This window comes from Micromonospora sp. NPDC049175 (assembly GCF_043197345.1).
Lineage (GTDB): Bacteria > Actinomycetota > Actinomycetes > Mycobacteriales > Micromonosporaceae > Micromonospora.
The window spans coordinates 1,399,091-1,424,055 of the sequence record NZ_JBICSY010000001.1; the positions used below are offsets into that span (position 1 = coordinate 1,399,091).

Below are 24,965 nucleotides of genomic sequence, written 5' to 3' on the forward strand. Positions count from 1 at the left end.
GACGAGACCCTTTGTCGCCCAGTGGGACACGGCTGGCGCCTGTCGACTCACTCCGGCACGCAGGGCTCCGAACGGTCACCGTCGGACATCTTCCGGACCAGGTCACGAAGGGTGCTCAGCTCCCGATCGGTCAGCCCGGACAGGAGTCGGGAGTCGGACATCACCTCGGTCACCCGGTCCCGTTCGACGCGTCCCCGCTCGGTCACCACCAACGTCTTCTGCCGACGGTCCGCCGGGTCGGTGCGGCGCTCGACCAGCCCGGCCTGCTCCAACTTGTCGACAAGCACCGTCACGTTCGACCGGTCGCAGCCCAGTCGACCGGCGAGGTCACGGGCGGGCAGCGGGTGGTCCGGGTCCAGTTCGCGCAACGCTCGGGCCGTCGCCGGGGTGAGCCCCAACTCGGCGAACGCGGAGCCCTGCCGGTGACGCAGGACGTCGCTCGCGTGGGCCATCCGGCGCAGCACATCGGCGGCGAGACCAGCGCGATCCACCGGTCCACCTGCTGCCGAACCCACCTCCTGCGGCACGGCCACATCGTACGCAGTCGCCGGTCGGGCAGCTCAGCGATCAGGTTCGGGCACCCGGCCGGACGGGCATCGCCGGTCGAGGACCAGCCGGCCGGACCACCCGTCGGACGGCGGACCGTCGGACGGCCGATCGGTGCGTAGCGGGTCAGGACGAATCGACAGCGTCGTCGGTGTTCGACTGCCGGCGACGAACAGGGCCACTCGCCGTCACCTGTCGGCCACCGCGGCTCGCGAGGCTCCCAGAGTCACACAGATCGGACTCTGGGGAGGATTCGTGTCACTGTCCCGACGTACCATCCTGCTGTCCGGCGCCGCAATCGGCGCCGCAGGCGCGGTCACCGGGCTGCCGGCGGCGGCCGGTGCGGCGGCGAGCCGGCCGCTGGCCTACCCGTTCACCCTCGGTGTGGCCTCCGGCGACCCCGACCATGACGGGTTCGTGTTGTGGACCCGCCTGGCCCCGCAGCCACTGGCCGAGGACGGCCTCGGCGGCATGCCGGACCGCGACGTGCCGGTCCACTGGGAGTTGGCCGCCGACGAGCGGTTCCGGCATGTGGTGCGCCGCGGCGTCGCCGTCGCCCGCAACCGCTCGGCGCACAGCGTGCACGTGGAGTTGGCCGGCCTGCTGCCCGGGCGCGAGTACTTCTACCGGTTCCGTGCCGAGCGTCACGTCTCGCCGACCGGACGCACCCGCACCGCCCCGGCACCGTGGAGCATGCCGGCCGCCCTGGCAATGGGCTTCGCCTCCTGCTCCCAGTACGAGCACGGCTACTTCACCGCCTACCGGCGGTTGGCCGAGACCGAGCCGGAGCTGATCCTGCACCTGGGCGACTACCAGTACGAGTACGCCCCGGACACGTACAACGTCCCCGCTGGCAACCCGCGTGACCACGAGGGACCGGAGACCCGGACGCTGGCCAACTACCGGCAGCGGCACGCCCAGTACAAGACCGACGCCGACCTGCAGGCCGCGCACGCGGTGGCGCCGTGGGCGGTGGTGTTCGACGACCACGAGGTGGAGAACAACTGGGCCGACGAGGTGCCCGAGGCGCCGGACCCGGAGTTCCCCGCGCGGCGGGCGGCGGCGTTCCAGGCGTACTACGAGAACATGCCGCTGCGGCGCACCTCGATCCCCCGCGGCATCGACATGCAGCTCTACCGGCGGGTGCGCTGGGGAAGGCTCGCCACGTTCCACATGCTCGACACCCGGCAGTACCGCGACGACCAGGCCTGCGGCGACGGCTACCAGAACTGCGCGGCGGCATCCGACCCGGCCCGGTCGATCACCGGCGCCGAGCAGGAGGCGTGGCTGCTGGACGGCTTCCGCCGCTCGGACGCCCAGTGGGACATCCTGGGCCAGCAGGTCTTCTTCGCCCAGCGGGACAACAACTCCGGTCCGCTCACCGTCACCAGCATGGACTCCTGGGACGGCTACGTGGCCTCCCGGGACCGGATCACCCGAGGCTGGCTCGCCGCGGGGGTACGCAACCCGGTGGTGCTGACCGGCGACGTGCACGCGCACTGGGCCAGCGATCTCAAGCTGGACTACGCCGACCCGACCTCGCGCACCGTCGGCACCGAACTGGTCTGCTCCTCGATCACCTCGACCGGTGACGGCGCGGACTCGGCGTCCGGCTCGCACCCGTGGTTCGCGTTCAACCCGCACCTGCGCTTCCAGAACAACCTGCGGGGGTACGTGCGCACCACGATCACCCCGGGACAGCTCACCGCCGACTTCGACGTGCTGCCGTACGTCAGCCGGCCGGGCGCGCCCGCGTACACCCGGGCCTCGTTCGTGATCGAGGACCGCGTGCCCGGCCTGCACCAGACGGCGGACAACCCGGTCCCGTCAGCGGTCCGCAGCGCTGCGCCCTACGCGGACCCGGGCCAGCAGACCGTCCAGCAGGAAACCGTCCGCCCGTAACCCCCGCCGAACGCCTCAAGATCCGCTCAACATCAGGGAAAGTGCTGCCTCGGCACGCGCTGAGGCAGCACTTTCGGGGATGTTGCGCGGATCTTGAGGCGGGACACCGGCCCAGGCAGCGGTCAGCCCGGGAGGAAGGAGAAGCGGACCTGGCGGGTGGGGTTGTCGCCGTTGGTGTCGACGAGGCAGATCGACTGCCACGTGCCCAGCGCCAGACGCCCGCCGAGCACCGGCAGCGTGGCGTACGGCGGTACGAACGCCGGCAGCACGTGATCCCGACCGTGGCCGGGTGAGCCGTGCCGGTGTCGCCAGCGATCAGTCGTGGGCAGCAGGTCGTTCAGCGCGCTGAGCAGGTCGTCGTCGGAGCCCGACCCGGTCTCGATGATCGCCAGGCCGGCCGTGGCGTGCGGCACGAAGACGTGCAGCAGGCCGTCGCCCTCCCCGGAGACGAACTGTTGGGCCTCCGCGGTGATGTCCCGGACGGTCGGCCGGGAGCCGGTCTGGACGGTGATCACGTCGCTGCGCATACGTCGCATTCTGCCGCAGAGCGCTGTCAGTCGCTGCCGCCACCGCCACCGGAGTCACCGCCACCGGAGTCACCGCCACCGGACCAACCGCCGCCGGAGTCACCGCCGCTGGACGAGCCCCCGCCGGAGTCACCGCTGGACCAGCCCCAGCCGGACCAGCCGCCGCCGGAGTCGCTGCCGCCGACCGGTTCCGTACCGTCGGAGCGGTCGTGGTCGCCGTCGCGCTGGCGGTCGACGTGCCCGCTCCCGGCGTCCCCGGCGGGCATCGGGTAGAAGGGGTACCCGGCCGCGCCGTCGGTGTCCGAGCGACGGCGGCGACGGCCGTCGGGGCCGCCCAGCCGGGCCGCGCGGCTCGTCTCCCGCAGCAGGACCACGCCGAACACGACCAGTAGGACCGCGAGGGCCAGCAGTCCCACCGTCGGCCAGTATTTGCCGGAGGCGAGGCGGACCGCCTGGATGACCAGGCCCACCACCCCCAAAACAATCATGCTGGCGGCAACCACGGCAGAACGTCGGTTCATGGCGCCGACGGTAGGAGTCCCGGTCAAACCGCTCAGATTTCGCCGGGCCGTCGCGTTAAGTTACCGGCGAGTACCTGTGTTCAGCATCGCGTCCGGGGGACCTAGACGTGACGAGGGGTGGCACCAGGGGGCAGGATGGCGCTAGAGACCTATCCCACACACAACCGAGGGAACGCCTGTGGCTACGGAACGCAAGCGCCCGGTGATCAGCGACGGCCTACCGAGCCAGCTTCCGGACATCGACCCTGAAGAGACAAGCGAATGGGTCGAGTCGCTTGACGGTGTCATCGACGAACGCGGTGCCAAACGCGCCCGCTACGTGATGCTGCGCCTGCTGGAGCGGGCCCGTGAGCGTCAGGTCGGGGTTCCGCCCCTGACCACCACCGACTACATCAACACCATCCCGTCGGAACGCGAACCGTGGTTCCCGGGCGACGAGCACGTCGAGCGGCGGATCCGGGCGTACGTCCGGTGGAACGCCGCCATGCTGGTGCACCGGGCGCAGCGCCCGGAGATCGGCGTCGGCGGGCACATCTCGACCTTCGCCAGCTCGGCGTCGCTCTACGAGGTGGGCTTCAACCACTTCTTCCGGGGCAAGAACCACCCGGGCGGCGGCGACCACATCTTCTACCAGGGCCACGCCTCCCCCGGCATGTACGCGCGGGCGTTCCTGGAGGGGCGGCTCAGCGAGCACCAGCTCGACGGGTTCCGCCAGGAGTTGTCGCACCCCGGCGGTGGGCTGCCGTCGTACCCGCACCCGCGGCTGATGCCGGACTTCTGGGAGTTCCCCACCGTCTCGATGGGTCTCGGCGGTCTGAACGCGATCTACCAGGCCCGGTTCAACAGGTACCTGCAGCACCGCGGCATCAAGGACACCTCGCAGCAGCACGTCTGGGCGTTCCTCGGCGACGGCGAGATGGACGAGCCGGAGACGCTTGGCGCCATCGGCGTGGCCGCCCGCGAGGAGCTCGACAACCTCACCTTCGTGATCAACTGCAACCTCCAGCGGCTGGACGGGCCGGTCCGGGGCAACGGCAAGGTCATGCAGGAGTTGGAGGCGTTCTTCCGGGGTGCCGGCTGGAACGTCATCAAGGTGGTCTGGGGCCGTGAGTGGGACCCGCTGCTCGCCGCGGACACCGACGGCGCGCTCGTCAACCTCATGAACACCACGACCGACGGCGACTACCAGACCTACAAGGCCGAGTCGGGCGCGTACGTGCGGGAGCACTTCTTCGGCCGCGACGCACGGACCCGCAAGATGGTCGACCCGCTGAGCGACGACGAGATCTGGAACCTCAAGCGGGGTGGGCACGACTACCGCAAGCTCTACGCGGCCTACAAGGCGGCCACCGAGCACACCGGTCAGCCCACGGTCATCCTGGCGAAGACGATCAAGGGCTGGACGCTCGGCTCGCACTTCGAGGGCCGCAACGCGACCCACCAGATGAAGAAGCTGACGCTGGAGGACCTGAAGACCTTCCGCGATCGCCTCTACCTGGACATCCCGGACAAGGCGCTGGAGGACAACCCCTACCTGCCGCCGTACTACAACCCGGGTGAGAAGTCCGACGAGATCCAGTACCTGAAGGAGCGGCGCGAGCAGCTCGGCGGCTACCTGCCGTCCCGGCGGACCAGCACCAAGCGGCTGGCCATCCCCGGTCCGGAGCGGTTCGCCGACATCAAGCGCGGCTCTGGCAAGCAGAAGGTGGCCACCACCCAGGCCTTCGTCCGTCTGCTCAAGGACGTGATGAAGGACAAGGAGTTCGGCAAGCGGTGGGTGCCGATCATCCCGGACGAGGCCCGCACCTTCGGTCTCGACTCGATCTTCCCGACCGCGAAGATCTACTCGCCGCACGGCCAGCGCTACACCTCCGTCGACCGGGAGCTGTTCCTGTCGTACAAGGAGTCGACCACCGGGCAGATCCTGCACGAGGGGATCAACGAGGCCGGCTCGGTCGCCTCGTTCACCGCCGCGGGTTCGGCGTACGCCACGCACGACGAGCCGATGATCCCGATGTACATCTTCTACTCGATGTTCGGGTTCCAGCGGACCGCCGACGGGCTCTGGGCGGCAGCCGACCAGATGGCGCGGGGCTTCCTGCTCGGCGCGACCGCCGGTCGGACCACGCTCAACGGTGAGGGCCTCCAGCACGAGGACGGGCACTCGCTGCTGATCGCCGCGACCAACCCGGCCGTGGTGGCGTACGACCCGGCGTTCGCGTACGAGATCGCGCACATCCTGGAGCAGGGTCTGCACCGGATGTACGGGGACGCGCAGGAGAACGTCTTCTACTACCTGACGGTCTACAACGAGCCGACGTTGCAGCCGGCCGAGCCGGCCGACGTGGACGTGGAGGGCCTGCTCAAGGGCATCTACCGCTACTCGCCGGCACCGCAGGTGGACGGTCCGAAGGCCAACCTGCTCGCCTCGGGCACCGGCATGCAGTGGGCGCTCAAGGCCCAGCAGTTGCTCGCCCAGGACTGGGGGGTGGCCGCAGACGTCTGGTCGGTGACCTCCTGGACCGAGCTGCGCCGCGACGCGGTGGAGACCGAGGAATACAACCTGCTCAACCCGGGCGCCGAGGCGAAGGTGCCGTACATCCAGCAGAAGCTGGCCCACGCGGACGGGCCGAAGGTCGCGGTCAGCGACTTCATGCGCGCGGTGCCGGACCTGATCGCCCGCTGGGTACCCGGCGACTACACGTCGCTCGGCACCGACGGTTTCGGCATGTCGGACACCCGGCACGCGCTGCGCCGGCACTTCCACGTCGACGCGGAGTCGATCGTGGTGGCCACGCTGCGACAGCTCGCGCGCAGCGGCGCGGTGGCGGCAAGCGTGCCGGCCGAGGCCGCGAAGAAGTACGCGATCGACGACGTCAACGCCGCCCCGGTGGGCGAGACCGGCGGCGACAGCTAGTCACACGCGAACAGAAGGGCCCGGCGCACAGGCGCCGGGCCCTTCTCGGTGTACGGAGCGGCGGTGGTCCGGGGTCCCTGGCCGGGATCCGGACCACCGCCGTCGCGGGTGGCGCCGGGAGGATGGGCGCTCGTCAGCCGACGGCGGCCAGGTCGGTGAGCCGGGCCAGCGAGTCCTCCAGGTCGGCGCCGACCCGACGCAGTCCGAGGCGCAGCATTGCCGCCTTGACCGGGCCGGCCGGCCAGCGGACCACGATGAGTCGCACGATGGTCCCGCCCTCCTCCTCGTCGGTGGTGAGCTGGACGTAGATCTCGGTGCGCGCCTCCGCCCGAGCACCGGCGCCCTTGGCCCGTTCCCGCCAGCCGATGAGCGTCGGCTCCTGGTAGGCGATCACCTCGGCCTCGTGCGCCGAGCCGCGCCCCGCCTGGACCAGTTGTCGCCGGCCGAAGCCCTCTCCCGAGAGCACTTCGGCCGCGCGGACGCCTGCCAGCCAGGCCGGCAACTGCTCCGCCCGCTGTACGACATCCCAGACCACTTCAATTGGCGCCGCCACGTGCGCACTGCGTTCAACGAGGATCATTTCCGTCTTTCCTCCGGTGAGGACATCCCACGATATCGGCACTCTATGCGCTAAATCGGACTTACCTGGACGGGTTCGGAAAAAGACACGCCGATCAACCATTGCGGATTGCGCCAAGCCGGCCTATGGCGCATTGATGGAGAGCGCCCTAAAGTCCCGAACACGTTTCACGTTGACCGGGAGGGCGCATGTCGACCGCACCGATGCCGGAGTTCCCCGCCGGCTTCCGCTGGGGCGTCTCCACCTCGGCCCACCAGATCGAGGGCGCCGCCACGGCCGACGGGCGCGCGGCGTCCATCTGGGACACGTTCGCGCGCTCCCCCGGAACGATCAGCGACGGCAGCAGCGGCGAGGTCGCCTGCGACCACTACCACCGCCACACCGAGGACGTCGCGCTGATGGCCGGCCTCGGCGTCGACGCGTACCGGTTCTCCATCGCCTGGCCCCGGGTGCGGCCCACCGGCACCGGCCCGGCCAACCCGGCCGGCCTCGACTTCTACGACCGACTGGTGGACGAGTTGCTGGCCGCCGGCATCGACCCGGTGGCGACCCTCTACCACTGGGACCTGCCGCAACCCCTCGAAGACGCAGGTGGCTGGCTGCACCGCGACACCGCGGCCCGCTTCGCCGAGTACGCCGATCTGACCGCCGCGCGACTCGGCGACCGGGTCCGGCTCTGGATCACCCTGAACGAGCCGTTCATCCACATGAGCCTCGGGTACGGCATGGGCGAGCACGCTCCCGGCCGGACGCTGCTCTTCGACGCCTTTCCGGCCGCCCACCACCAACTGCTCGGGCACGGGCTCGCGGTCGCCGCGCTGCGGGCCCGCGCCAGCAGCCCGGTGGCGATCGCCAACAACTACTCACCGGTGCGGGTGCTCGGTGACCGCGACGCCGACCGGGCCGCCGGGGCGGCGTACGAGGCGCTGCACAACCGGCTCTTCACCGACCCGCTGCTCGGCCGCGGCTACCCGGAGCTGCCCGGCCTCGACGCGAACGTCGTCCGCCCCGGCGACCTCGACACCATCGCCGCGCCGATCCACGTGCTCGGGGTCAACTACTACAACCCCACGGGTGTACGGGCCGCCGAGGAGGGTTCGCCACTGCCGTTCGACCTGGTGCCGCTGGACGGCTACCCACGGACCGCCTTCGACTGGCCGGTGGCCCCCGACGGGCTGCACGAGCTGCTCGGCTGGCTCCGCGACACCTACGGCGACGCCCTGCCACCCATCGAGATCACCGAGGGCGGCTGCGCGTACGACGACGCGCCGGACGCGAGCGGGCAGGTGGCCGATCCGGAGCGGATCGCGTACCTGGACGGGCACCTGCGGGCGGTTCAGGCCGCCATCGACGACGGGGTGGACGTCCGCGGCTACTTCGTCTGGTCGCTGCTGGACAACTGGGAGTGGGCCGAGGGATTCACCAAGCGCTTCGGTCTGGTGCACGTCGACTACGCCACCCAGACGCGGACGCCGAAGTCGTCGTACACCTGGTTGCGGGACGTGATCGCGGCCTCCCGGGACGGGTCGGCGCGGTGACCACCCTCGACCCGACGCCGGCGTCGCTGCCGGCCGCGCTCGCCGAGCCGACCGTGCCGGTGCGGCGCGGCTGGATCGGTCTGATCTTCGCGGCCAACCTCGGGGTCTGGATGGCGTTCTTCACGCCCATCCAGGTGCTGCTGCCGCAACAGATCGAGCAGATCGCGCCCGGCAACAAGGAGAACATGCTGGCGGTGGTCACCGGCCTCGGCGCCCTGGCCGCGGTGCTCGCCAACCCCCTCGCGGGCGCGTTCTCCGACCGGACCTGCCTGCGGGTGGCGGGCCGGGAGTTCGGCCGTCGGCACGTCTGGACGGCGGGCGGCGCACTGCTCGGCGCGGTGGCCCTGGTGCTGCTGGCCCACCAGCGGACCATCCTGGGGGTGGCCCTCGGCTGGGTGGCCGCGCAGGTCTGCTTCAACGCGATGCTGGCCAGCCTCAGCGCGGCCATCCCGGACCGGGTGCCGGTCACGCAGCGCGGCGGCGTCTCGGGTTGGGTGGGCATTCCGCAGGCGCTCGGGCTGGTGCTCGGCGCGGTGCTGGTCACCGCTGTGGTCACCGGCAACGCGGCCGGCTACCTGGCCATCGCGGTGGCCATCCTGGTGCTGTCGCTGCCGTTCGCGCTGCTCACCCCCGACGAACCGCTGCCACGTACGCATCGGCCCGTGCTGCGCACCCGGGCGCTGCTGGCCTCGATGTGGATCAGCCCGCGCCGGCACCCGGACTTCGCCTGGGCCTGGATCACCCGTTTCCTGGTGCAGCTCGGCAACGCGCTGGGCACCCTCTACCTGCTGTACTTCCTCACCGACGGGGTGCGCCACCCCGACCCCGAGGGCGGGCTGCTGGTGCTGATCCTGCTCTACACGCTCGGCATGATGCTGACCGCCGTGGTCGCCGGCCGGCTGTCGGACCGCTCCGGCCGCCGCAAGATCTACGTCATCGCGTCCGGGCTGATCATGGCGGTGGCGGCGCTGTTGCTCGCGGTCGCGCCGGTCTGGCCGATGGCGATCGTCGCCGCGCTGCTGCTCGGCGCCGGCTACGGCGTGTACCTCGCGGTGGACGCCGCGTTGATCACCCAGGTGCTGCCCCGAGCCACCGACCGGGCCAAGGACCTCGGTGTCATAAACATCGCCAACTCCGCGCCGCAGGTGCTCGGTCCGGCCCTGTCCGCCCCGCTCGTGGTGTACCTGGGCGGCTACCCCACGCTCTACGCGGTCACCGCCGTGGTCACCCTGATCGGCAGCGCCCTGGTGGTGAAGATCCGCTCGGTGCCGTGAGTCAGGGGGCCGTGGCCGAAAGCGGTCGCCCGCCGCCGTAGGCTGGGGGACGTGACGGTACGCGTGCGCTTCGCTCCCTCCCCGACCGGTATGTTCCACGTCGGCGGTGCCCGCTCGGCGCTGCAGAACTGGATTTACGCCAAGCAGCAGGGCGGTGTGTTCGTGCTGCGCGTCGAGGACACCGACGCGGCGCGCAACAAGCCCGAGTGGACCGAGGGCATCCTCTCCGCGCTGGACTGGATCGGCATCTCCCGGGGCAGCTACGAGGGCCCGCACTTCCAGTCGGAGAACGCCGGCGAGCACCGGGCCGCCGCCGCCCGCCTCTACGACTCAGGCCGCGCCTACTACTGCGACTGCACCCGCGAGGACGTGCAGGCCCGCACCGGCTCCCAGTACCAGGGCTACGACGGCTACCACCGCGACCGTGGCCTCGGCCCGGGTCCGGGGCACGCCCTGCGCTTCCGGACGCCCGACGAGGGCACGACCGTGGTGGTCGACCTGATCCGCGGCGAGCCCACCTTCGAGAACAAGCTCATCGAGGACTTCGTCATCGCCCGGGGCGACGGCTCGCCGGTCTTCCTGCTGGCCAACGTCGTCGACGACATGACCATGGGGATCACCCACGTGATCCGCGCCGAGGAGCACCTGCCCAACACGCCCAAGCAGCAGTTGCTCTGGGACGCCCTCGGGGTCAAACCGCCGATCTGGGCGCACGTGCCGGTGGTGGTCAACGAGAAGCGGCAGAAGCTCTCCAAGCGGCGGGACAAGGTCGCCCTGGAGGCGTACCGCGAGGAGGGCTACCTCTCCGGCGCGATGCGCAACTACCTGATGTTGCTCGGCTGGGCGCCGTCGGGCGACCGGGAGATCGTCCCCTGGTCGGTCATCGAGGACGAGTTCCGGCTGGAGGAGGTCAACCCCTCCCCCGCGTTCTTCGACGAGAAGAAGCTGCGCGCGTTCAACGGCGAGTACATTCGCGCGCTGTCCGTGCCCGACTTCATCGACGCCTGCCAGCCGTGGCTGACCGGCACCGGGACCATCGCGCCGCCGCCCTGGCAGCCGGAGGAGTACGACGCCGACGCGTTCGCCGCGGTCGCCCCGCTGGCCCAGACCCGGCTCGCGGTGCTCAGCGAGATCGTGCCGAACGTCGACTTCCTGTTCCTCGCCTCCCCGCTGATCGACGAGGCCGCCTGGACCAAGACGATGAAGGACGGCTCGGCGGACCTGCTGGACGAGGCCATCGCGGCGTTCGAGGCGCTGGAGTCGTGGGAGGCCGACGCGCTGAAGTCGACACTGGAGGCGGTCGGCGCCGAGCGTGGCCTCAAGCTCGGCAAGACGCAGGCGCCGGTACGCGTCGCGGTCACCGGCCGCACCGTGGGCCTGCCGCTGTTCGAGTCGCTGGAGGTGCTCGGTCGCGAGCGCACCCTGACCCGAATGCGCGCCGCCCGGCTCCGCCTGGTCTGACACCCGCCGCGCCGCCCCCGCTCCACGGTGGGGGCGGCCGGCGGCGGCGTTCAGCCGCGGGTGGCCCGACGGCGGATCAGCAGGCCGCTCACCAGGGCGGCGAGCAGCACCAGCGCGCCGAGCCCCGAGAGCCACCAGCGCTGGGCGGAGTTGGCGCGCTCCTGCGCCCGAGGCAGGATCGCCGTCGGGGTGGCGCCCTGCGTCGCCGAGGCCGACCCGGCCGACGGCGAGCCGACCGCGGCGCCCGGCGGCACGGCGGTGCCACCGTCCGCCGCCGGCAGTGCGGACGGACTCGCGGACGGGTTGGCGGCGGTCCCGGTCGTGAGGGTGAACCGCACCTCGCCCTTCACCGGGTGCCCGTCGCTGGACGCGAGTTGGTAGCCGACGATGTAGAGCCCTGCGGCCGCCGGTGTGAACGGCACCCGCACGCGGTTGCCGGCGAAGACGGGCGGGCCGCCAGCGGCCACATTGTCCGGTCCCGTTATTGTGATCTTCGTCGTAGCCGGTGCCGGCTTGGCGAGGAACCGCAGCTCGATCCGGGCAGGGGCCGTCGCCACTCGGGCACCGTCGCGCGGATCGCTGCCGGTCAGCGAGTTGTGCGCGGCGGCCGGAGTGGGCGGCGCCAAAAACGACACACCGAGCGCCACGCCGAGCACCACTGGCACGACCCGCACCGTACGTGTAACCCTGCCCCCCATGAACCCCTCCGTAAGGGTACGATCCGCCCGCTGATCAAACGGCTCCTCATTAGTCGAGCAGAGATCGCAGATAGTTCCAAATACTGTTCCAAAGGCTGCAACTCATCGACGTTTTGCGGAGTCTGTAGGTGTAGGACCGACCCTCCGGTCGGCGTCGCATCGGCAGACCGCTCCAGGCGTCACACCGAAGCCATCCATCGAACGGGGCGAGGAGGCGGGATGGTCCGACACATGAGGCGGTTGGCCACCGTGTTGGCGGGCGCGCTGGCGACGGCGCTGCTGTCGCTCGGCACCGCCGGCCCGGCCTCGGCGGCGCCGAACCCGGCACCGCCCGGGGTGGACATCACCGGCACGGGGCTCTCCGCGCCGCTGCGGTTGCGCATGGACACGCAGCCCGCCCACGTGGGCGCGGTCATCGACCAGGTCAACTTCCTGGCGGGCACCGGCATGCCGACGGGCCCGAAGCCGGCCGACCTCGGTCCGAAGTACACGGTCGTGGTGGTCGTCGGTGAGACGCCGCAGCAGACGTTCGACCTCTATCCCAAGGCGGCCGGCGGGCCGCGGGTCTACCGGCCGGCGAAGCAGCCGGACGCCCGCAAGATCAGTGCTGGCTGGTTCCTGGGTCGGCTCAGCATGTCCGAGACCCTGCGCACCGCGGGTGTGCCGCTGGAGCGGCAGTTCGACACGGTGAGTGGCGGCGCGGGCGGTGGCGAACGGGTGCTCCCGGAGGAGGCGCTCGACCCGGCGAAGGATCTCGACGACGCGCTCGGCGACCTGCAGCGCCTGCTGCTGCTCAACGTCGGGGTGATGCTGACGATCACGGTCGGCCTCGCCGGGATCGCCCTGCTGATCCGCCGTCGTACCCGTTAGCTCCTGGCCGCCCTCGCCGAGGCGGCGCGGGCTCAGCACCAGCGGCGCGGTGGGCGCTCCCGGCGGGTGGCCCGTGGGCGCGGCCGGACCGGGCCGTGCCGATGTGCCCCGGCCCAGCCGGGAAGTTCACTGAGGCAACCAGCAGGGACGTCCGCGTCGGGCTCGCTCCGGGCGGGGGCCTCGGCGGAGCGCTGGCGCGGGAGCGCGGTCTCGTCGTCGGCCCACGGCTCCACCGGGTGCGACGGCGCGCCGGCGGTCGGTCGACGGTGCTTGCCAGCCACCTGCGGGTCGTGGTGCCCCGGCCGGCAGGACTCGCCCTGGGCGCAGCCGTGCTCGGCCTCCCCGTGCGCCATTCCCGGTCTCCCTCACGCTCGTCTCACCCGCGGGTGCTCCCCCGACGTGCCCCTGTCACCGTACTGGCCGGGACCGACGGGCCGCGCGCAGCGTACCCGGGGTCGGCACCGGCCAGCTCCCGAAGACGGCGGTGAGCTCGGAACCCGGTCGCGCAGTTCACAGCTTCTTTTCGTGCCGTTCACGCGGAGGTCGCAACCCGATCGGGCCGGGCTCAGCGGACGCGGTGCGCCTCCAGGTCCGCCCGGCGCAGGAGCGCCCGCAGCGCCACGCCGTGACCGGCGAGAGCCTCGGCGCCACCCTCGACGCGGTCGATGACGCAGAGGGCGTGCTCCACCCGGGCACCCAGTTCGCGTAGCTGGCCGGTGGAGATGACCACCTGCCCTCCGGAGGTGACGACGTCCTCGACCACCAGCACCTGCCGCCCGGCCAGTTCCGCGCCCTCGGCGAGCCGGGCCGTCCCGTACGGCTTCGCGCTCTTGCGGACGAACGCGCAGGGCAGCCCGGTGTGCCGGCCGAGCGCGGTCACCACCGGGATCCCGCCCATCTCCAACCCGGCCAGCACCTCGGTGCCGGTCGGGACCAGGCGCACGAGGTGGGCGGCCACCCGGTCCAGCAGGCGGGGGTCCGCCTCGAAGCGGTACTTGTCGAAGTACTCGTCGGCGGTCCGCCCGGAGCGGAGCACGAACGTGCCGGTCAGCCGGCAGGTGCTGTCGATCTCGCGAGCCAGCGCGGCCAGGTTCTCCCGATCAGTCATGATGATCATTCTTGCGCTGTCGGGCCGCGCTCCGCGTACCCCTTTCGGCGCATGTCGGTGCCGTCGGGCTCCTTCTCCAGGCGGTGTCGAAGCGTCGGCGGCTGTGGTGGGATCGGGGCATGCGACCGCCACCGTGGCTCGGCTCCGGCGCCCTCGGCCGCGACCTCGCGCTCGCCGCCGCGTCGCTGGCCGGCGGCCTGGTGCTCTTCGCCCTGGGCTGGCAGCCGCAGGTCCGTCCGCACACGGGCGTGCCGTCGGCGCTGTTCCTGCCGCCGCTGCTGGTGATGTGCGCGGCGGTGGGCATGCGTCGGGTCGCCCCACGCGCCAGCCTGGCCGTGGGCACCGGGGCGCTGGTCGTGGACACCGCGCTCGGCAACTCGCTGGGCACGATCCTGGTCTACACGCAGGTGCTCTACGACGCCTGCGTGTACGGCCCGCCACGGCTCTGGCGATGGCTGCTGCGGGTGAGCATCGGACTGAGCCTGGTCGGCGCCGTCGTCGGGGTGGTCGCCTTCGACAACTGGCGCGGGGTCACCATCGGGGTGCTCGTGGTGCTCGCCGGGCTGCTGCCGGTGCTGACCGGCATCAGCGTGCGGCAGTACCGCGACCAGGCCGCCGCCGAGCGGGCGCGGGCCGAGCAGACCGCCCGGCTGGTCGAGTTGGACCGTCGACAGGCGGTCAGCGCCGAACGGGCCCGGATGGCCCGGGAGCTGCACGACGTCGTCGCCAACCACCTCAGCGCGGTCGCCATCCACGCGACCGCCGTGCTGTCCGTACCCGGCCTGGACCGCGACCAGGTCTCCTCGGCGTTGCACGTGATCCGGGAGAGCAGCGTGCAGGGCCTCGCCGAGATGCGTCAGATGATCGAGGTGCTGCGGGAGCCGGCGACCGGCGACGGGACGGATTCCGCGGGCGACGGCCCGGCGGTGCCGGAGGCGGTCACCGCCCGGCTCGCCGAGGCGGACGGGCTGGTCGAGCGGATCCAGGCCGCCGGCCTCACGGTGCGGGTACGCACCGACGGCACCCCGGGCCCGCTGCCGGTGGGGGTGGACCTCGCCGCGTACCGGATCGTGCAGGAGTCGCTGACCAACGCGCTCAAGCACGGCACGGGTGAGGCGGAGCTGACCATCGCGTACCGGCCGGCGGAGGTGGTGGTGACGGTGGAGAATCCGGTGCGCACACCCGGGGGCGGGTTGCCGGGCGCCGGGGCCGGGCTGATCGGGATGCGGGAGCGGGCCACGCTGCTGGCCGGGCGGTTCAGCGCCGGGCCGCACGACGGTCGCTGGCAGGTCCGGGCCGCGCTGCCCACCGGGGCGGGCGGGTGAGCGGCCCGGCGGACGACACGATCGTGCGGGTGGTGCTCGCCGACGACCAGCCGGCGGTACGCGCCGGACTGGCCCTGATCCTGGGCGCCGCCCCCGGCCTGACCGTGGTCGGCGAGGCGGCCGACGGCGACGAGGCGGTCCGGCTGTGCCGGGAGTTGCGCCCGGACGTGGCCGTGTTGGACGTACGGATGCCCCGGCGGGACGGCATCTCCGCGACCCGGGCGATCGTCGCCGACCTGCTCGCCGACGTGCTGGTGCTCACCACCTTCGACCTCGACGAGTACGTCTTCGGGGCGCTGCGCGCCGGCGCGGCCGGGTTCCTGCTCAAGAACACCGACGCCGCCGGCCTGGTGGCCGCGGTGCGGATGGTGGCGCGTGGCGACGGGTTCATCGCCCCCGCGGTGACCCGCCGGTTGATCGCGGCCTTCGCGGCCACCGCGCCGGGCGCGTCGGCGGACACCCGGGCCGCCCTGGGCACCCTCACCCCGCGCGAACGTGACGTGTTGGCCTGCCTCGGCCTGGGCCTGTCCAACCAGCAGATCGCCGACCGGCTGGCGACGGCGGAGAGCACCACCAAGACGCACGTGAGCCGGATCCTGGCGAAGCTGGGGCTGCGCAGCCGGGTGCAGGCCGCGATCCTGGCCCAGGAGCTGGGGTTGCCGCCACCGTGACCCACCCGTGGCGGCCCGCTGACCGGTGCCGACGTGGTTGGCCTGGTCACGACGTGTCAGGCTAGGGCGGTGAGTACGCCGGGGGGTGGAGAGCTGGCGGCCACGCTGCGCCGGATCGAGCGTTCGGCGGGGGCGTTGGCCACCTCCAGCGTGGCCCGGATGGACGAGACGCTGCCGTGGTTCCGGGCGCTGCCGGCCGACCAGCGCTCCTGGGTGATGCTCGTGGCCCAGGCGGGCGCCCGGTCGCTGGTGCAGTGGCTGAGCGAGGGTGGCGGCACCGCGGACAGCACCCAGGAGGTCTCGGACGAGGTCTTCGCCGCCGCCCCGCAGGCGCTGGCCCGGTCGATCACCCTCCAGCAGACCGTCGCGTTGATCAAGGTGACCATCGACGTGGTCGAGGAGCAGGTGTCGCAGCTCGCCGCCGAGGGTGAGGAGCAGCAACTGCGCGAGGCGGTGCTGCGCTTCTCCCGGGAGATCGCGTTCGCCGCCGCCCGGGTGTACGCGCGGGCAGCCGAGTCACGCGGCGCGTGGGACGCGCGGTTGCAGGCCCTGCTCGTCGACGCGCTGCTGCGCGGTGACTCACCCGACGTGCTGGCCAGTCGGGCCGCCGCGCTCGGTTGGGCGGACGCGCCGCCGGTGGCGGTGGCGGTCGGTCGGTCGCCGGGCGGCGAGGTCTCCGCGGTGCTGCACGTGGTCTACCGGCAGGCCCGCCGGATCGGCGTGGAGGTGATCGGTGGGGTGCACGGCGACCGGCTGGTGATCGTGCTGGGCGGGGCGGCGGACCCGCTGACCGCCACCGCGAAGCTGCTCAGCGCGTTCGGCGACGGGCCGGTGGTGGTCGGTCCGGCCGTACCGAGTCTGGACGAGGCGACCGAGTCGGCACGCGCCGCGCTGTCCGGTTTCCGGGCCGCGCCGGCCTGGCCCGGTGCTCCCCGTCCGGTGCCGGCCGCCGATCTGCTGCCGGAGCGGGCCCTCGCCGGCGACGCGGAGGCTCGGCGGCGGTTGCGCCACGACGTGTACGCGACGCTCGTGCGCGCGGGCGGCGAGTTGCTGGCGACCCTGGACGCCTTCCTGGCCGCCGGTGGCACGCTGGAGAGCGCCGCCCGCGCCTTGTTCGTCCATCCGAACACGGTGCGTTACCGACTGCGGCGGATCGCCGAGGTGACCGGCTTCTCGCCGCTGTCGCCCCGGGACGCGTTCGCGCTTCAGGTCGCGCTGACCGTGGGCCGGTTGGATCCGGTCGTCCCGCTCGCCTCGCCGGTCCCGACTCAGACAATGACCCCGGCCGTCCGGAAATCCTCCCAAAACGAGGATGATCCCCGCCGATCTTTGTAGGAAACCTCCAAAGGTCCTAGTACGGTTTGGTCGAAGGCCGCACCGCGTTACCCGCCTTTATCCGGGAGAGTCATAGGCGTGCTCGCCGTACTTAGTCCCGGCCAGGGTTCTCAGAAACCCGGCTTCCTGACCCCCTGGCTCGACCTGACCGGCACCGAGGCGCGGCTGCGCGAGTGGTCGGCGTTGGCCGGGGTCGACCTGGTGCACCTGGGCACCGCCGCCGACGCGGACGAGATCATGGACACCGCCCGTACCCAGCCGCTGCTTGTCGCCGCGGCGTTGCTCGCGGCCGAGCACCTGCCCCTGGACGGCGTCGGACTCACGGCCGGACACAGCGTCGGCGAGTTGGGCGCCGCCGCCATCGCCGGCGTGCTGACCCCCGAGGCCGCGATCACCCTCGCCGGCGTACGGGGCCGGGAGATGGCCGCCGCCTGCGCGTTGGAGCCGACCGGAATGGCCGCGATGCTGGGTGGCGACCCGGACGAGGTGCTCGCCGCGATCGAGGCGCAGGGGCTCTATCCCGCCAACCGCAACGGCGCCGGGCAGACCGTCGCCGCGGGCGCGCTGGACGGGCTCGACAAGCTCGCCGCCGAGCCGCCCGCCCGGACCCGGGTCATCCGACTGAAGGTGGCCGGCGCGTTCCACACCCCGTACATGTCCCCGGCCGAGACGGCGCTCGCCGCCGCCGCCGCCGAGATCACCCCCGCCGATCCGGCCCGAACCCTGCTGTCGAACCTCGACGGCACCGCCGTCGACAACGGCCCGGAGATGGTGCGGCGCCTCATCCGCCAGGTCACCGCGCCGGTGCGCTGGGATCTGTGCATGCGTGCGCTTGCCGACCTCGGGGTCACCGGCGTGATCGAACTACCACCGGCCGGCACTCTCGCCGGGCTGGTCAAGCGGGACCTCAAGGGCGAGGGCGCGCCGGAGATCGTCACCCTGAACACCCCGGACGACCTGCCGGCCGCACGGGACCTGATCGCCCGTATCGGAGGTCGTTCATGACTGGCAGTCGCATCGTCGCGATGGGGCACTACCAGCCCTCGCGGGTGGTGACAAACGACGACATCGCGCAGCTCGTCGACACCAACGACGAGTGGATCCGCGACCGGGTCGGCATCGTCAGCCGGCGGATCGCCGACACCGAGACGGTCGCCGACATGGCCGCTGCCGCCGCCGGCAAGGCTCTTGCCAACTCGGGCCTGACCGCCGCCGACATCGACCTGGTCGTGGTCGCCACGTGCACGTCGATCGACCGCAGCCCCAACGTGGCCTGCCGGGTCGCCGCCAAGCTGGGCATCACCGCGCCCGGCGCGTTCGACCTCAACACCGCCTGCTCGGGCTTCGCGTACGCCCTGGGCACCGTCGACCACGCCATCCGGGCCGGGGCGTCGCGCAACGCGATAGTCATCGGCGCCGAGAAGCTGTCCGACTTCACCGACTGGACCGACCGCTCCACCTGCATCATCTTCGCCGACGGCGCCGGCGCCGCGGTGGTCACCGCCACCGCCGACGACGAGCCGGCCGGAATCGGCCCGGTGGTCTGGGGTTCGGCGCCGGAGAAGAGCGACGCGGTACGCATCGAGGGCTGGCGCCCGTACGTCCAGCAGGAGGGGCAGTCGGTGTTCCGCTGGGCCACCACCGCGCTGGCGCCGCTCGCGCTGCAGGCCTGCGAGCGGGCCGGGGTGGACCCGTCGGAGCTGGCCGCGTTCGTGCCGCACCAGGCCAACGCCCGGATCATCGACGGCATCGCCAAGCGGCTCAACATCCCCGACGCGATCATCGCGAAGGACATCGTCGAGTCCGGCAACACCTCCGCCGCGAGCGTGCCGCTGGCCCTGTCCAAGCTGGTCGAGCGCCGGGAGGTGCCCTCGGGCGCACCGGTGCTGCTGTTCGGCTTCGGCGGCGGTCTGACCTATGCCGGTCAGGTCGTCCGCTGCCCCTGATGACCCCCTTCGGCGCGTACGCGTCGAGGAATGGCGGTCGGCGACGCCGTCCGTCGGACAACCCCGATGAAAGGAACCAACCGCAATGACCCGTGACGAGATCACCACCGGCCTCGCCGAGATCCTCGAAGAGGTTGCCGGAGTGAACCCGGACGACGTGGCCGAGGGGAAGTCCTTCACCGACGACCTCGACGTCGACTCGCTCTCCATGGTGGAGGTCGTGGTGGCCGCCGAGGAGAAGTTCGGCGTCAAGATCCCGGACAACGAGGTGCAGAACCTCAAGACCGTCGGTGACGCCGTCAGCTACATCGCGGCGCAGTCCTGATCATGAGTCGTCCTGACGTCGTCGTCACCGGGCTCGGCGCGACGACCCCGCTCGGCGGGGACGTCGCGTCGACCTGGGACGCCATGCTCGCCGGCCGCTCCGGGGTGAGTGCCCTCACCCAGGAGTGGGCCGCGCAACTGCCGGTCCGGATCGCCGCCCAGTTGGCCGTGGACCCGTCCGAGGTGCTGGACCGGGTCCGACTGCGCCGACTGGACCGCTCCGAGGCGATCGCGATCATCGCGGCGCAACAGGCCTGGGCGGACGCCGGCCTCGCCGGATCCGACCTCGACGGAGAGCGGTTGGCCGTCAGCGTCGGCTCCGGCATCGGCGGTGCCACCACCCTGCTCGCCCAGGACGACATCCTCGAAGCGTCCGGGCCGCGGCGGGTGTCCCCGCACACCATCCCGATGCTGATGCCGAACGGTCCGGCCGCGTGGGTCGGGCTGGAACTGGGTGCCAAGGCCGGTGTGCACGCGGTGGCCAGCGCCTGCGCCACCGGCGCCGAGGCGATCGCCCTGGGCCTGGACATCATCCGTTCCGGCCGGGCCGACGTGGTGGTGGCCGGCGGCACCGAGGCGGTCATCCACCCGCTGCCGATCGCCGGTTTCAGCTCGATGCGGGCCATGTCGACCCGCAACGACGAGCCGGAGCGCGCCTCCCGCCCGTGGGACCGGGGCCGGGACGGCTTCGTCCTCGGCGAGGGCGCCGGCATCGTGGTGCTGGAGCGGGCCGAGCACGCCGCAGCCCGGGGCGCCCGGGTGTACGCGCGCCTCGCCGGGGCCGGCATCACGTCCGACGCGTACGACATCGTGCAGCCGCACGCCGAGGGCGAGGGCGCCATCCGGGCCATCGCCAAGGCGATCGCGGACGCGGACGTGGCCAAGCGGGACATCGTGCACGTCAACGCCCACGCCACGTCGACGCCGATCGGCGACATGCTGGAGATCGGCGGGCTGCACAAGGCGCTCGGCGACCACCCGGTGTTGTCCGCGACGAAGTCGATGACCGGTCACCTGCTCGGTGCGGCCGGCGCGCTGGAGTCGATCGCCACCATCCTGGCCATCCGCGACAGTGTCGTCCCTCCGACGATCAACCTCGACGACCCGGAGCCCGGCCTCACGCTCGATGTCGCAGCGCACAAGGCACGCCACATGGAGATCCCCGCCGCGTTGAACAACGCGTTCGGCTTCGGCGGCCACAACGTGGCGCTCGTCTTCGCCCGACCCTGAGATTCTGCGCGGGGGCCCCTTCTCGTCGAGAAGGGGCCCCCGCGTCGTTCAGCCGCGGTTACGGGGGTGCTGTTTCGCGGTGCGCTCGTTGCCGTGGCGGTAGTTGCCGGTCCAGCGCGCCATCACCAACTGCGGGTCTTCGTCGACCTCGGCCAGGAACTCCGCGGCCCGGGCGCCACGCAGCGTGCCGGCGACCCGTCCGTGGTGGGTGATCACGACGGTGCCGTCCGCCCGTCGCACGTGCCGGAATCCCGCTGCCGCTCCCATGGGGTGAGGTTGTCAGACCGACCGAGGGGGAGGCGACCGGATTTCCGTCGCGCGGGCACCGACGTGCTGCCGGCGTACCGGCTCGCCGTGCGAGGGCTCGCGACGAGCGCGTGAGGTGGGCGCCGACCTGGCCGCGCCGGCCGGTCAGGTGCCGCAGGTGGTGGCGGGCAGGCCGGGCACGGCCACCGGGGATCGGCCCCCCGGCTTGGCCTTGCCGGCCAGTACGGCGGCCAGCGCGGTCATGGACGCCCGGCTGGAGGAGTACGTGGCCAGCAACGTCGGAGACTTCGCCTCACCCAGCACGTACGGGGTGTCCATGGCGACCGTGACCGCCGCGTCGGGGCGCAGATCCTTGGCGCCGTCGCCGTAGCCCACCAGGTGCACGATCGTGCCACCGCTGGCCTTGACCTGCACCCCGGCGGCCTTCAGCGCGGCGGTGAGCGTGGCCCGGGTGCCGTCCCGGCCACCGGAGGAGGTGACGGTGACCGGCCCGGGCACCGCGCCGCCGCAGGTGCCGCGCAGCACGGTGACGGCGGCGGCGGCCAGCGCGTCGGCCGCGGCGCGGTGGGCCGGGGTGTTGAGCGTGGACATCCGCGCGGCCGGGGTCTCCGCGAGCCGGAACTTCATGGTCAGCACCCGGGTGACCGCCTCGACCAGCCGGGTCCGGGGCAGCGACCCGCCGCGCAGCGCGGCGAGCAGCCCGTCGTACGCCTGACCGACATTCGGGGTCATCAGGATGAGGTCGTTGCCGGCGTTCAGCGCCCGGACCGCCGCCTCGCCGGGTGGCCAGCGCTTGGCGGGCGGCATGTTCATCCCGTCGGTGATCACCACGCCCTTGAAGCCGAGCTGACCGCGCAGCACGTCGGTGAGCAGCTTGTGGGAGAAGGTCGCCGGGGTCCCGGGGTCGATCGCGCGCGCGTCCAGGTGCCCGGACATCACCGCCATCGCCCCGGCATCGATGCCGGCGGTGAACGGTGGCCAGGCGCCGCTCTGCAACGTCGCGGCCGACTGGGTGAGCACCGGCAGGTCCTGGTGCGAGTCGTCGGCGCTGTGGCCGTGCCCGGGGAAGTGCTTCAGGGTGGCCGCGACACCCTCCGCCTGGAGGCCACGGACGGCGCCGCCCACCTGCGCCGCGGCCTGCTTCGGGTCGGCGCCGTACGAACGGGAGCCGATCACGGTGCTGCGGGTGGCCAGCACATCGGCCACCGGGGCGAAGTCGATGTTGATTCCCATCGCCGCCAGCTCGGCGCCGGCGGCCCGCCAGGCGGCCTCGGTCAGCTTCGGGTCACCGGCCGCGCCGGCCGCGAGGGCGCTGGGCAGCACGGTGACGCCGTCGGTCACCCGGGTGACGACGCCGTACTCCTGGTCGGTGCCGACGAGCAGTGGCGCGGGGCCGGCGGCGAGCCGACCGGCGGCGGCACGCAGCCCGCTGGTGAGGTCGTGCACCTGCTTCGGGTTGTCGACGTTCGTGGTCTCCTGGTTGCCCTTGGTCGGGTCGTCGGCACTGAACCCGACGAGGATCAGGCCGCCCAACCGGTACTTGGCGATCATGTCGGCGGGGGTGTCGACCCCGGCGAGTGCCTGGTTGCCGGCAGCCGAGCCGGCGGAGACCTTCGTGGCCGAGTCGCCGTAGGCGTACGGCATCAGCACCTGGCCGACAAGATCTTCGTCGGACAGGGTGGCGACGAGCGCCGCGGCACGGGCGGCGGGGTCGCTGGCCGGCGTCGGGGCGGGGCCGCTCGGGGCGGCGGACGCGCCGAGCGGGCTGGTCGTCGGCGTGGGCCGCGCGGGGCCACCCGAGCAGCCGGAGGCGAGCAGGGCGGTCAGGGCGGCGACTGCGACAGTGGCGCGCCACGGGCGATTCGACACGCCGCCCATCCCACCAGCTTCCCCCTTATCGGGGCAACTTGACCTTACCGGTCGCGGGCACCTCGACGGCCACCGCCAGCGCAGCGGCGACCGGGTCAGCCGACGCGGGTGAGCAAGGTCACCGGGGCACCGTCACCTGCGTACCGGTAGGGCTCCAGGTCGGCGTCCCACGCGGTGCCGAGGGCCTTGTCCAGGGCGTGTGCCAGCGCCTCCGGCGCCCGGGAGGCGGCCATCAGGGCTCGGAGCCGGTCCTCGCCGAGCTGGATGTCGCCGGCCACGCCGACCGTGGCCCGGAACATGCCCCGGGCCGGCACGTACATGAACCGCTCGCCGTCGGCGCCGGGACTCGGCTCCTCGGTGACCTCGAAACGGATCATGGGCCACTGCCGTAGGGCAACAGCCAGCTCGGCGCCCGTCCCCGGACGGCCGGTCCACCCGCACTCGGCCCGGCGTGCGCCGGGGTCGACGGGCTGAGCCGTCCACTGCAGGTTGACCGGCGCGGCTAGGACGCGCGCGATCGCCCACTCGACGTGCGAGCACACGGCGAGTGGGGTCGAGTGGACGTATACGACGCCACGCGTTGGCACGGTGACCTCCCGGGAGAGCGAGGTGCGTCTTCCCCTACGACCTCGTCCAACCAGGTGGCTGCTGCAACACATGATGACTCGTGTGGCCAGTGGTGCGCCAGGGAATCGGAAAAAACGCCTGTCGGAATAGCCGGACGGGTGGCTGCCGTTACCTCTCAGGACACCGCGGCGACCAGCATGATGTCGTGGTCCTGTACAGTTCCACCGGCGGCTTATGCCGCGTTACACCTTCGCGGGCCGAGCGCAGTGTGGCCCGCACACAGCCCCCGGACGTCCAGTCCTCCCGTACGTCTTGCAAGGAGTACCTCCGTGGCGAGCAACACCTCTAAGACCGCGCGCGCGTCCGTCCGGGCCGGCCAGGCTGGCCAGGGTGGCGCCCTCAGCGTGCTGGGCGAGTTCAAGTACCTCATCCCGCTCAACGGCGGCAAGCACGCCTACGTGCGGAACCTGACCAACGGCAAGACCGCGCACCTGCGCACGGACTCCGACGCCTTCGTCGAGGAGATCCGCGTGCTGGCCGCGGCCGGTCACGCCGCCAAGATCCGGGCCGAGATCAACAACCTGGCCGCCACCCACCCGGGTGACGGCTGGGAGGCCACCGAGAAGCGCCTGGTCGCCGCCGGCGTCTTCGAGGGCTGAGCCCTCCCCCACCGCATCATCGAAGCCGCCCGTCGGGAGTTCCCGGCGGGCGGTTTCGCGCGTCCGGCGCGAGATCCACTCAGCTTCCTGGAAGCCGGGGCGTCCCCGCAGGCCGGACACCCCGACATCACCAAACCCGAGTCGGTCCAGCGGCGTCGGGGCGGGTTCAGCCCGGACCGAGGAGGGTGACCTCGCCGGTGGCCAGGTCGTAGAGGCCACCGACCACGGCCACCCGGTCGGCGGCGACCGGCCCGGCCAGCAGATCGTCCTCGCGCAGCGTGCGCACCGTCCGCCGGACGTGCCGGCGGATCGCGAGCGGCAGCACCGCCGGGTCGTCGATCCCCACCCCGGTCACCGCCGGGGCGATCTCGTCCACCAGGTACGCCAGCGAGCCGCCGGGGTGCTCCCCGGCGCGGACCGCGTCCACGGTGGCGCCGACGGCACCACACCGCTCGTGCCCGAGGACCATCACCAGCGGCACGCCGAGCTGGCCCACCACGTACTCGATCGACCCGCACACCGCCCGATCGAGGACGTGCCCACCGGTACGGATCACACAGATCGCGCCGAAGGTCTGGTCGAAGATCGCCTCCAGCGGCACCCGCGAGTCGATACAGCCGAGCACCACGGCGTACGGCTGCTGGTCCCCCGAGGCGGCGGCCGCGGCGGCCGTGACGTCGTGCCCGTGGATCGGCTGCCCGCTGACGAAGCGCCGGTTACCGGCGAGCAGGTCGGCCAGCGCGGCGCGAGGAGTGCCGCCGGCCTGCCGCCGCTGCCCCGACATGTCGCCCATGGGCGCTTCCGACGACCCCATGCCGTCCAGCTTGGCC

Annotated in this window: 24 protein-coding genes and 1 pseudogene; 14 read left to right on the forward strand and 11 right to left on the reverse strand. The window is 72.3% G+C overall.

The features are described from left to right. Positions 1–47: 47 nt before the first annotated feature. Complete coding sequence (locus ACGFH8_RS06010) at positions 48–452, reverse strand: MarR family winged helix-turn-helix transcriptional regulator (RefSeq protein WP_393364546.1); 405 nt, start codon at positions 450–452, stop codon at positions 48–50. 349 nt (positions 453–801) lie between these two features. On the opposite strand from ACGFH8_RS06010, the gene ACGFH8_RS06015 reads away from it, so the two are divergent. Further along, on the forward strand, positions 802–2,448 hold the full coding sequence (locus ACGFH8_RS06015; protein ID WP_393363989.1) for an alkaline phosphatase D family protein: 1,647 nt from the start codon (positions 802–804) through the stop codon (positions 2,446–2,448). 122 nt (positions 2,449–2,570) lie between these two features. Here the strand turns inward: ACGFH8_RS06015 and ACGFH8_RS06020 are convergent, their stop codons facing one another. Beyond that, the gene (locus tag ACGFH8_RS06020) at positions 2,571–2,975 is read right to left on the reverse strand and encodes a YjbQ family protein (protein WP_393321419.1); all 405 of its coding nucleotides are present in this window, start codon (positions 2,973–2,975) and stop codon (positions 2,571–2,573) included. 26 nt (positions 2,976–3,001) lie between these two features. Further along, on the reverse strand, positions 3,002–3,496 hold the full coding sequence (locus ACGFH8_RS06025) for a hypothetical protein (protein WP_393363991.1): 495 nt from the start codon (positions 3,494–3,496) through the stop codon (positions 3,002–3,004). A gap of 178 nt (positions 3,497–3,674) precedes the next feature. Between ACGFH8_RS06025 and aceE the strand changes: the two genes are divergently transcribed. Beyond that, positions 3,675–6,413 (forward strand): pyruvate dehydrogenase (acetyl-transferring), homodimeric type, encoded by a 2,739-nt coding sequence (gene aceE, locus ACGFH8_RS06030; RefSeq protein WP_393363994.1) that lies wholly within the window; start codon positions 3,675–3,677, stop codon positions 6,411–6,413. 133 nt (positions 6,414–6,546) lie between these two features. On the opposite strand, the gene ACGFH8_RS06035 is transcribed toward aceE, so the two are convergent. Further along, positions 6,547–6,993, reverse strand: a complete 447-nt coding sequence (locus ACGFH8_RS06035; protein ID WP_393363997.1) for an SRPBCC family protein — start codon at positions 6,991–6,993, stop codon at positions 6,547–6,549. 188 nt (positions 6,994–7,181) lie between these two features. On the opposite strand from ACGFH8_RS06035, the gene ACGFH8_RS06040 reads away from it, so the two are divergent. The 3 genes from ACGFH8_RS06040 to gltX are packed head-to-tail and all read left to right on the forward strand — an operon-like array spanning position 7,182 to position 11,266. After that, the gene (locus tag ACGFH8_RS06040) at positions 7,182–8,531 is read left to right on the forward strand and encodes a GH1 family beta-glucosidase (protein WP_393364000.1); all 1,350 of its coding nucleotides are present in this window, start codon (positions 7,182–7,184) and stop codon (positions 8,529–8,531) included. Beyond that, entirely contained in the window at positions 8,528–9,805 is a 1,278-nt protein-coding gene (locus ACGFH8_RS06045) for an MFS transporter (RefSeq protein ID WP_393364003.1), read from the forward strand. Before ACGFH8_RS06040 ends, ACGFH8_RS06045 begins: the two co-directional genes overlap by 4 nt. Positions 9,806–9,856: 51 nt before the next feature. Continuing rightward, on the forward strand, positions 9,857–11,266 hold the full coding sequence (gene gltX / locus ACGFH8_RS06050) for a glutamate--tRNA ligase (protein WP_393364006.1): 1,410 nt from the start codon (positions 9,857–9,859) through the stop codon (positions 11,264–11,266). A 50-nt stretch (positions 11,267–11,316) separates the two neighbouring features. Here the strand turns inward: gltX and ACGFH8_RS06055 are convergent, their stop codons facing one another. After that, on the reverse strand, positions 11,317–11,931 hold the full coding sequence (locus tag ACGFH8_RS06055) for a copper resistance protein CopC (RefSeq protein WP_393364009.1): 615 nt from the start codon (positions 11,929–11,931) through the stop codon (positions 11,317–11,319). 252 nt (positions 11,932–12,183) lie between these two features. On the opposite strand from ACGFH8_RS06055, the gene ACGFH8_RS06060 reads away from it, so the two are divergent. Then, on the forward strand, positions 12,184–12,834 hold the full coding sequence (locus ACGFH8_RS06060; RefSeq protein ID WP_393364012.1) for a hypothetical protein: 651 nt from the start codon (positions 12,184–12,186) through the stop codon (positions 12,832–12,834). 32 nt (positions 12,835–12,866) lie between these two features. Here ACGFH8_RS06060 and ACGFH8_RS06065 read toward each other — a convergent pair whose 3' ends face one another. Together ACGFH8_RS06065 and ACGFH8_RS06070 are read right to left on the reverse strand one after the other, a co-directional pair. After that, positions 12,867–13,187: a hypothetical protein gene (locus ACGFH8_RS06065; protein WP_393364015.1), complete on the reverse strand. Its 321-nt coding sequence runs from the start codon at positions 13,185–13,187 to the stop codon at positions 12,867–12,869. Between the two features lie 212 nt (positions 13,188–13,399). Further along, on the reverse strand, positions 13,400–13,942 hold the full coding sequence (locus ACGFH8_RS06070; protein WP_393364018.1) for an orotate phosphoribosyltransferase: 543 nt from the start codon (positions 13,940–13,942) through the stop codon (positions 13,400–13,402). Between the two features lie 119 nt (positions 13,943–14,061). Here ACGFH8_RS06070 and ACGFH8_RS06075 point away from each other — a divergent pair, with 119 nt between their 5' ends. From ACGFH8_RS06075 to fabF, 7 genes and pseudogenes are all read left to right on the forward strand, one after another. Then, positions 14,062–15,267: a sensor histidine kinase gene (locus ACGFH8_RS06075; protein WP_393364021.1), complete on the forward strand. Its 1,206-nt coding sequence runs from the start codon at positions 14,062–14,064 to the stop codon at positions 15,265–15,267. Further along, positions 15,264–15,938 carry a response regulator gene (locus ACGFH8_RS06080; RefSeq protein WP_393364024.1) on the forward strand — a complete coding sequence of 225 codons (675 nt, stop codon included), beginning with the start codon at positions 15,264–15,266 and terminating at the stop codon, positions 15,936–15,938. The genes ACGFH8_RS06075 and ACGFH8_RS06080 overlap by 4 nt, the downstream gene beginning before the upstream one ends. Before the next feature lie 33 nt (positions 15,939–15,971). Continuing rightward, positions 15,972–17,273 carry a PucR family transcriptional regulator gene (locus tag ACGFH8_RS06085; protein ID WP_393364027.1) on the forward strand — a complete coding sequence of 434 codons (1,302 nt, stop codon included), beginning with the start codon at positions 15,972–15,974 and terminating at the stop codon, positions 17,271–17,273. 78 nt (positions 17,274–17,351) lie between these two features. Continuing rightward, a pseudogene (locus ACGFH8_RS06090) lies at positions 17,352–18,269 on the forward strand (ACP S-malonyltransferase); the annotation flags it as partial. A gap of 5 nt (positions 18,270–18,274) precedes the next feature. Next, a complete protein-coding gene (locus ACGFH8_RS06095) occupies positions 18,275–19,219 on the forward strand; it encodes a beta-ketoacyl-ACP synthase III (RefSeq protein ID WP_393364030.1) in 945 nt (314 codons plus the stop codon). Between the two features lie 85 nt (positions 19,220–19,304). Further along, positions 19,305–19,544, forward strand: coding sequence for an acyl carrier protein (locus ACGFH8_RS06100; protein ID WP_030330276.1), 240 nt, complete (start codon positions 19,305–19,307; stop codon positions 19,542–19,544). Positions 19,545–19,546: 2 nt separating this feature from the next. Then, the gene (gene fabF, locus ACGFH8_RS06105) at positions 19,547–20,773 is read left to right on the forward strand and encodes a beta-ketoacyl-ACP synthase II (protein ID WP_393364034.1); all 1,227 of its coding nucleotides are present in this window, start codon (positions 19,547–19,549) and stop codon (positions 20,771–20,773) included. A gap of 48 nt (positions 20,774–20,821) precedes the next feature. On the opposite strand, the gene ACGFH8_RS06110 is transcribed toward fabF, so the two are convergent. From ACGFH8_RS06110 to ACGFH8_RS06120, 3 genes are all read right to left on the reverse strand, one after another. Beyond that, positions 20,822–21,040, reverse strand: a complete 219-nt coding sequence (locus tag ACGFH8_RS06110) for a hypothetical protein (protein ID WP_393364037.1) — start codon at positions 21,038–21,040, stop codon at positions 20,822–20,824. 144 nt (positions 21,041–21,184) lie between these two features. Further along, positions 21,185–22,918, reverse strand: a complete 1,734-nt coding sequence (locus ACGFH8_RS06115) for a glycoside hydrolase family 3 protein (RefSeq protein WP_393364040.1) — start codon at positions 22,916–22,918, stop codon at positions 21,185–21,187. 86 nt (positions 22,919–23,004) lie between these two features. Then, positions 23,005–23,496, reverse strand: coding sequence for a DUF3145 domain-containing protein (locus ACGFH8_RS06120; protein WP_393364043.1), 492 nt, complete (start codon positions 23,494–23,496; stop codon positions 23,005–23,007). Positions 23,497–23,805: 309 nt separating this feature from the next. Between ACGFH8_RS06120 and ACGFH8_RS06125 the strand changes: the two genes are divergently transcribed. Beyond that, a complete protein-coding gene (locus ACGFH8_RS06125) occupies positions 23,806–24,135 on the forward strand; it encodes a hypothetical protein (protein ID WP_030330285.1) in 330 nt (109 codons plus the stop codon). Between the two features lie 166 nt (positions 24,136–24,301). Here the strand turns inward: ACGFH8_RS06125 and ACGFH8_RS06130 are convergent, their stop codons facing one another. Then, positions 24,302–24,928, reverse strand: coding sequence for a carbonic anhydrase (locus tag ACGFH8_RS06130; protein WP_393364045.1), 627 nt, complete (start codon positions 24,926–24,928; stop codon positions 24,302–24,304). Positions 24,929–24,965 lie beyond the last annotated feature (37 nt).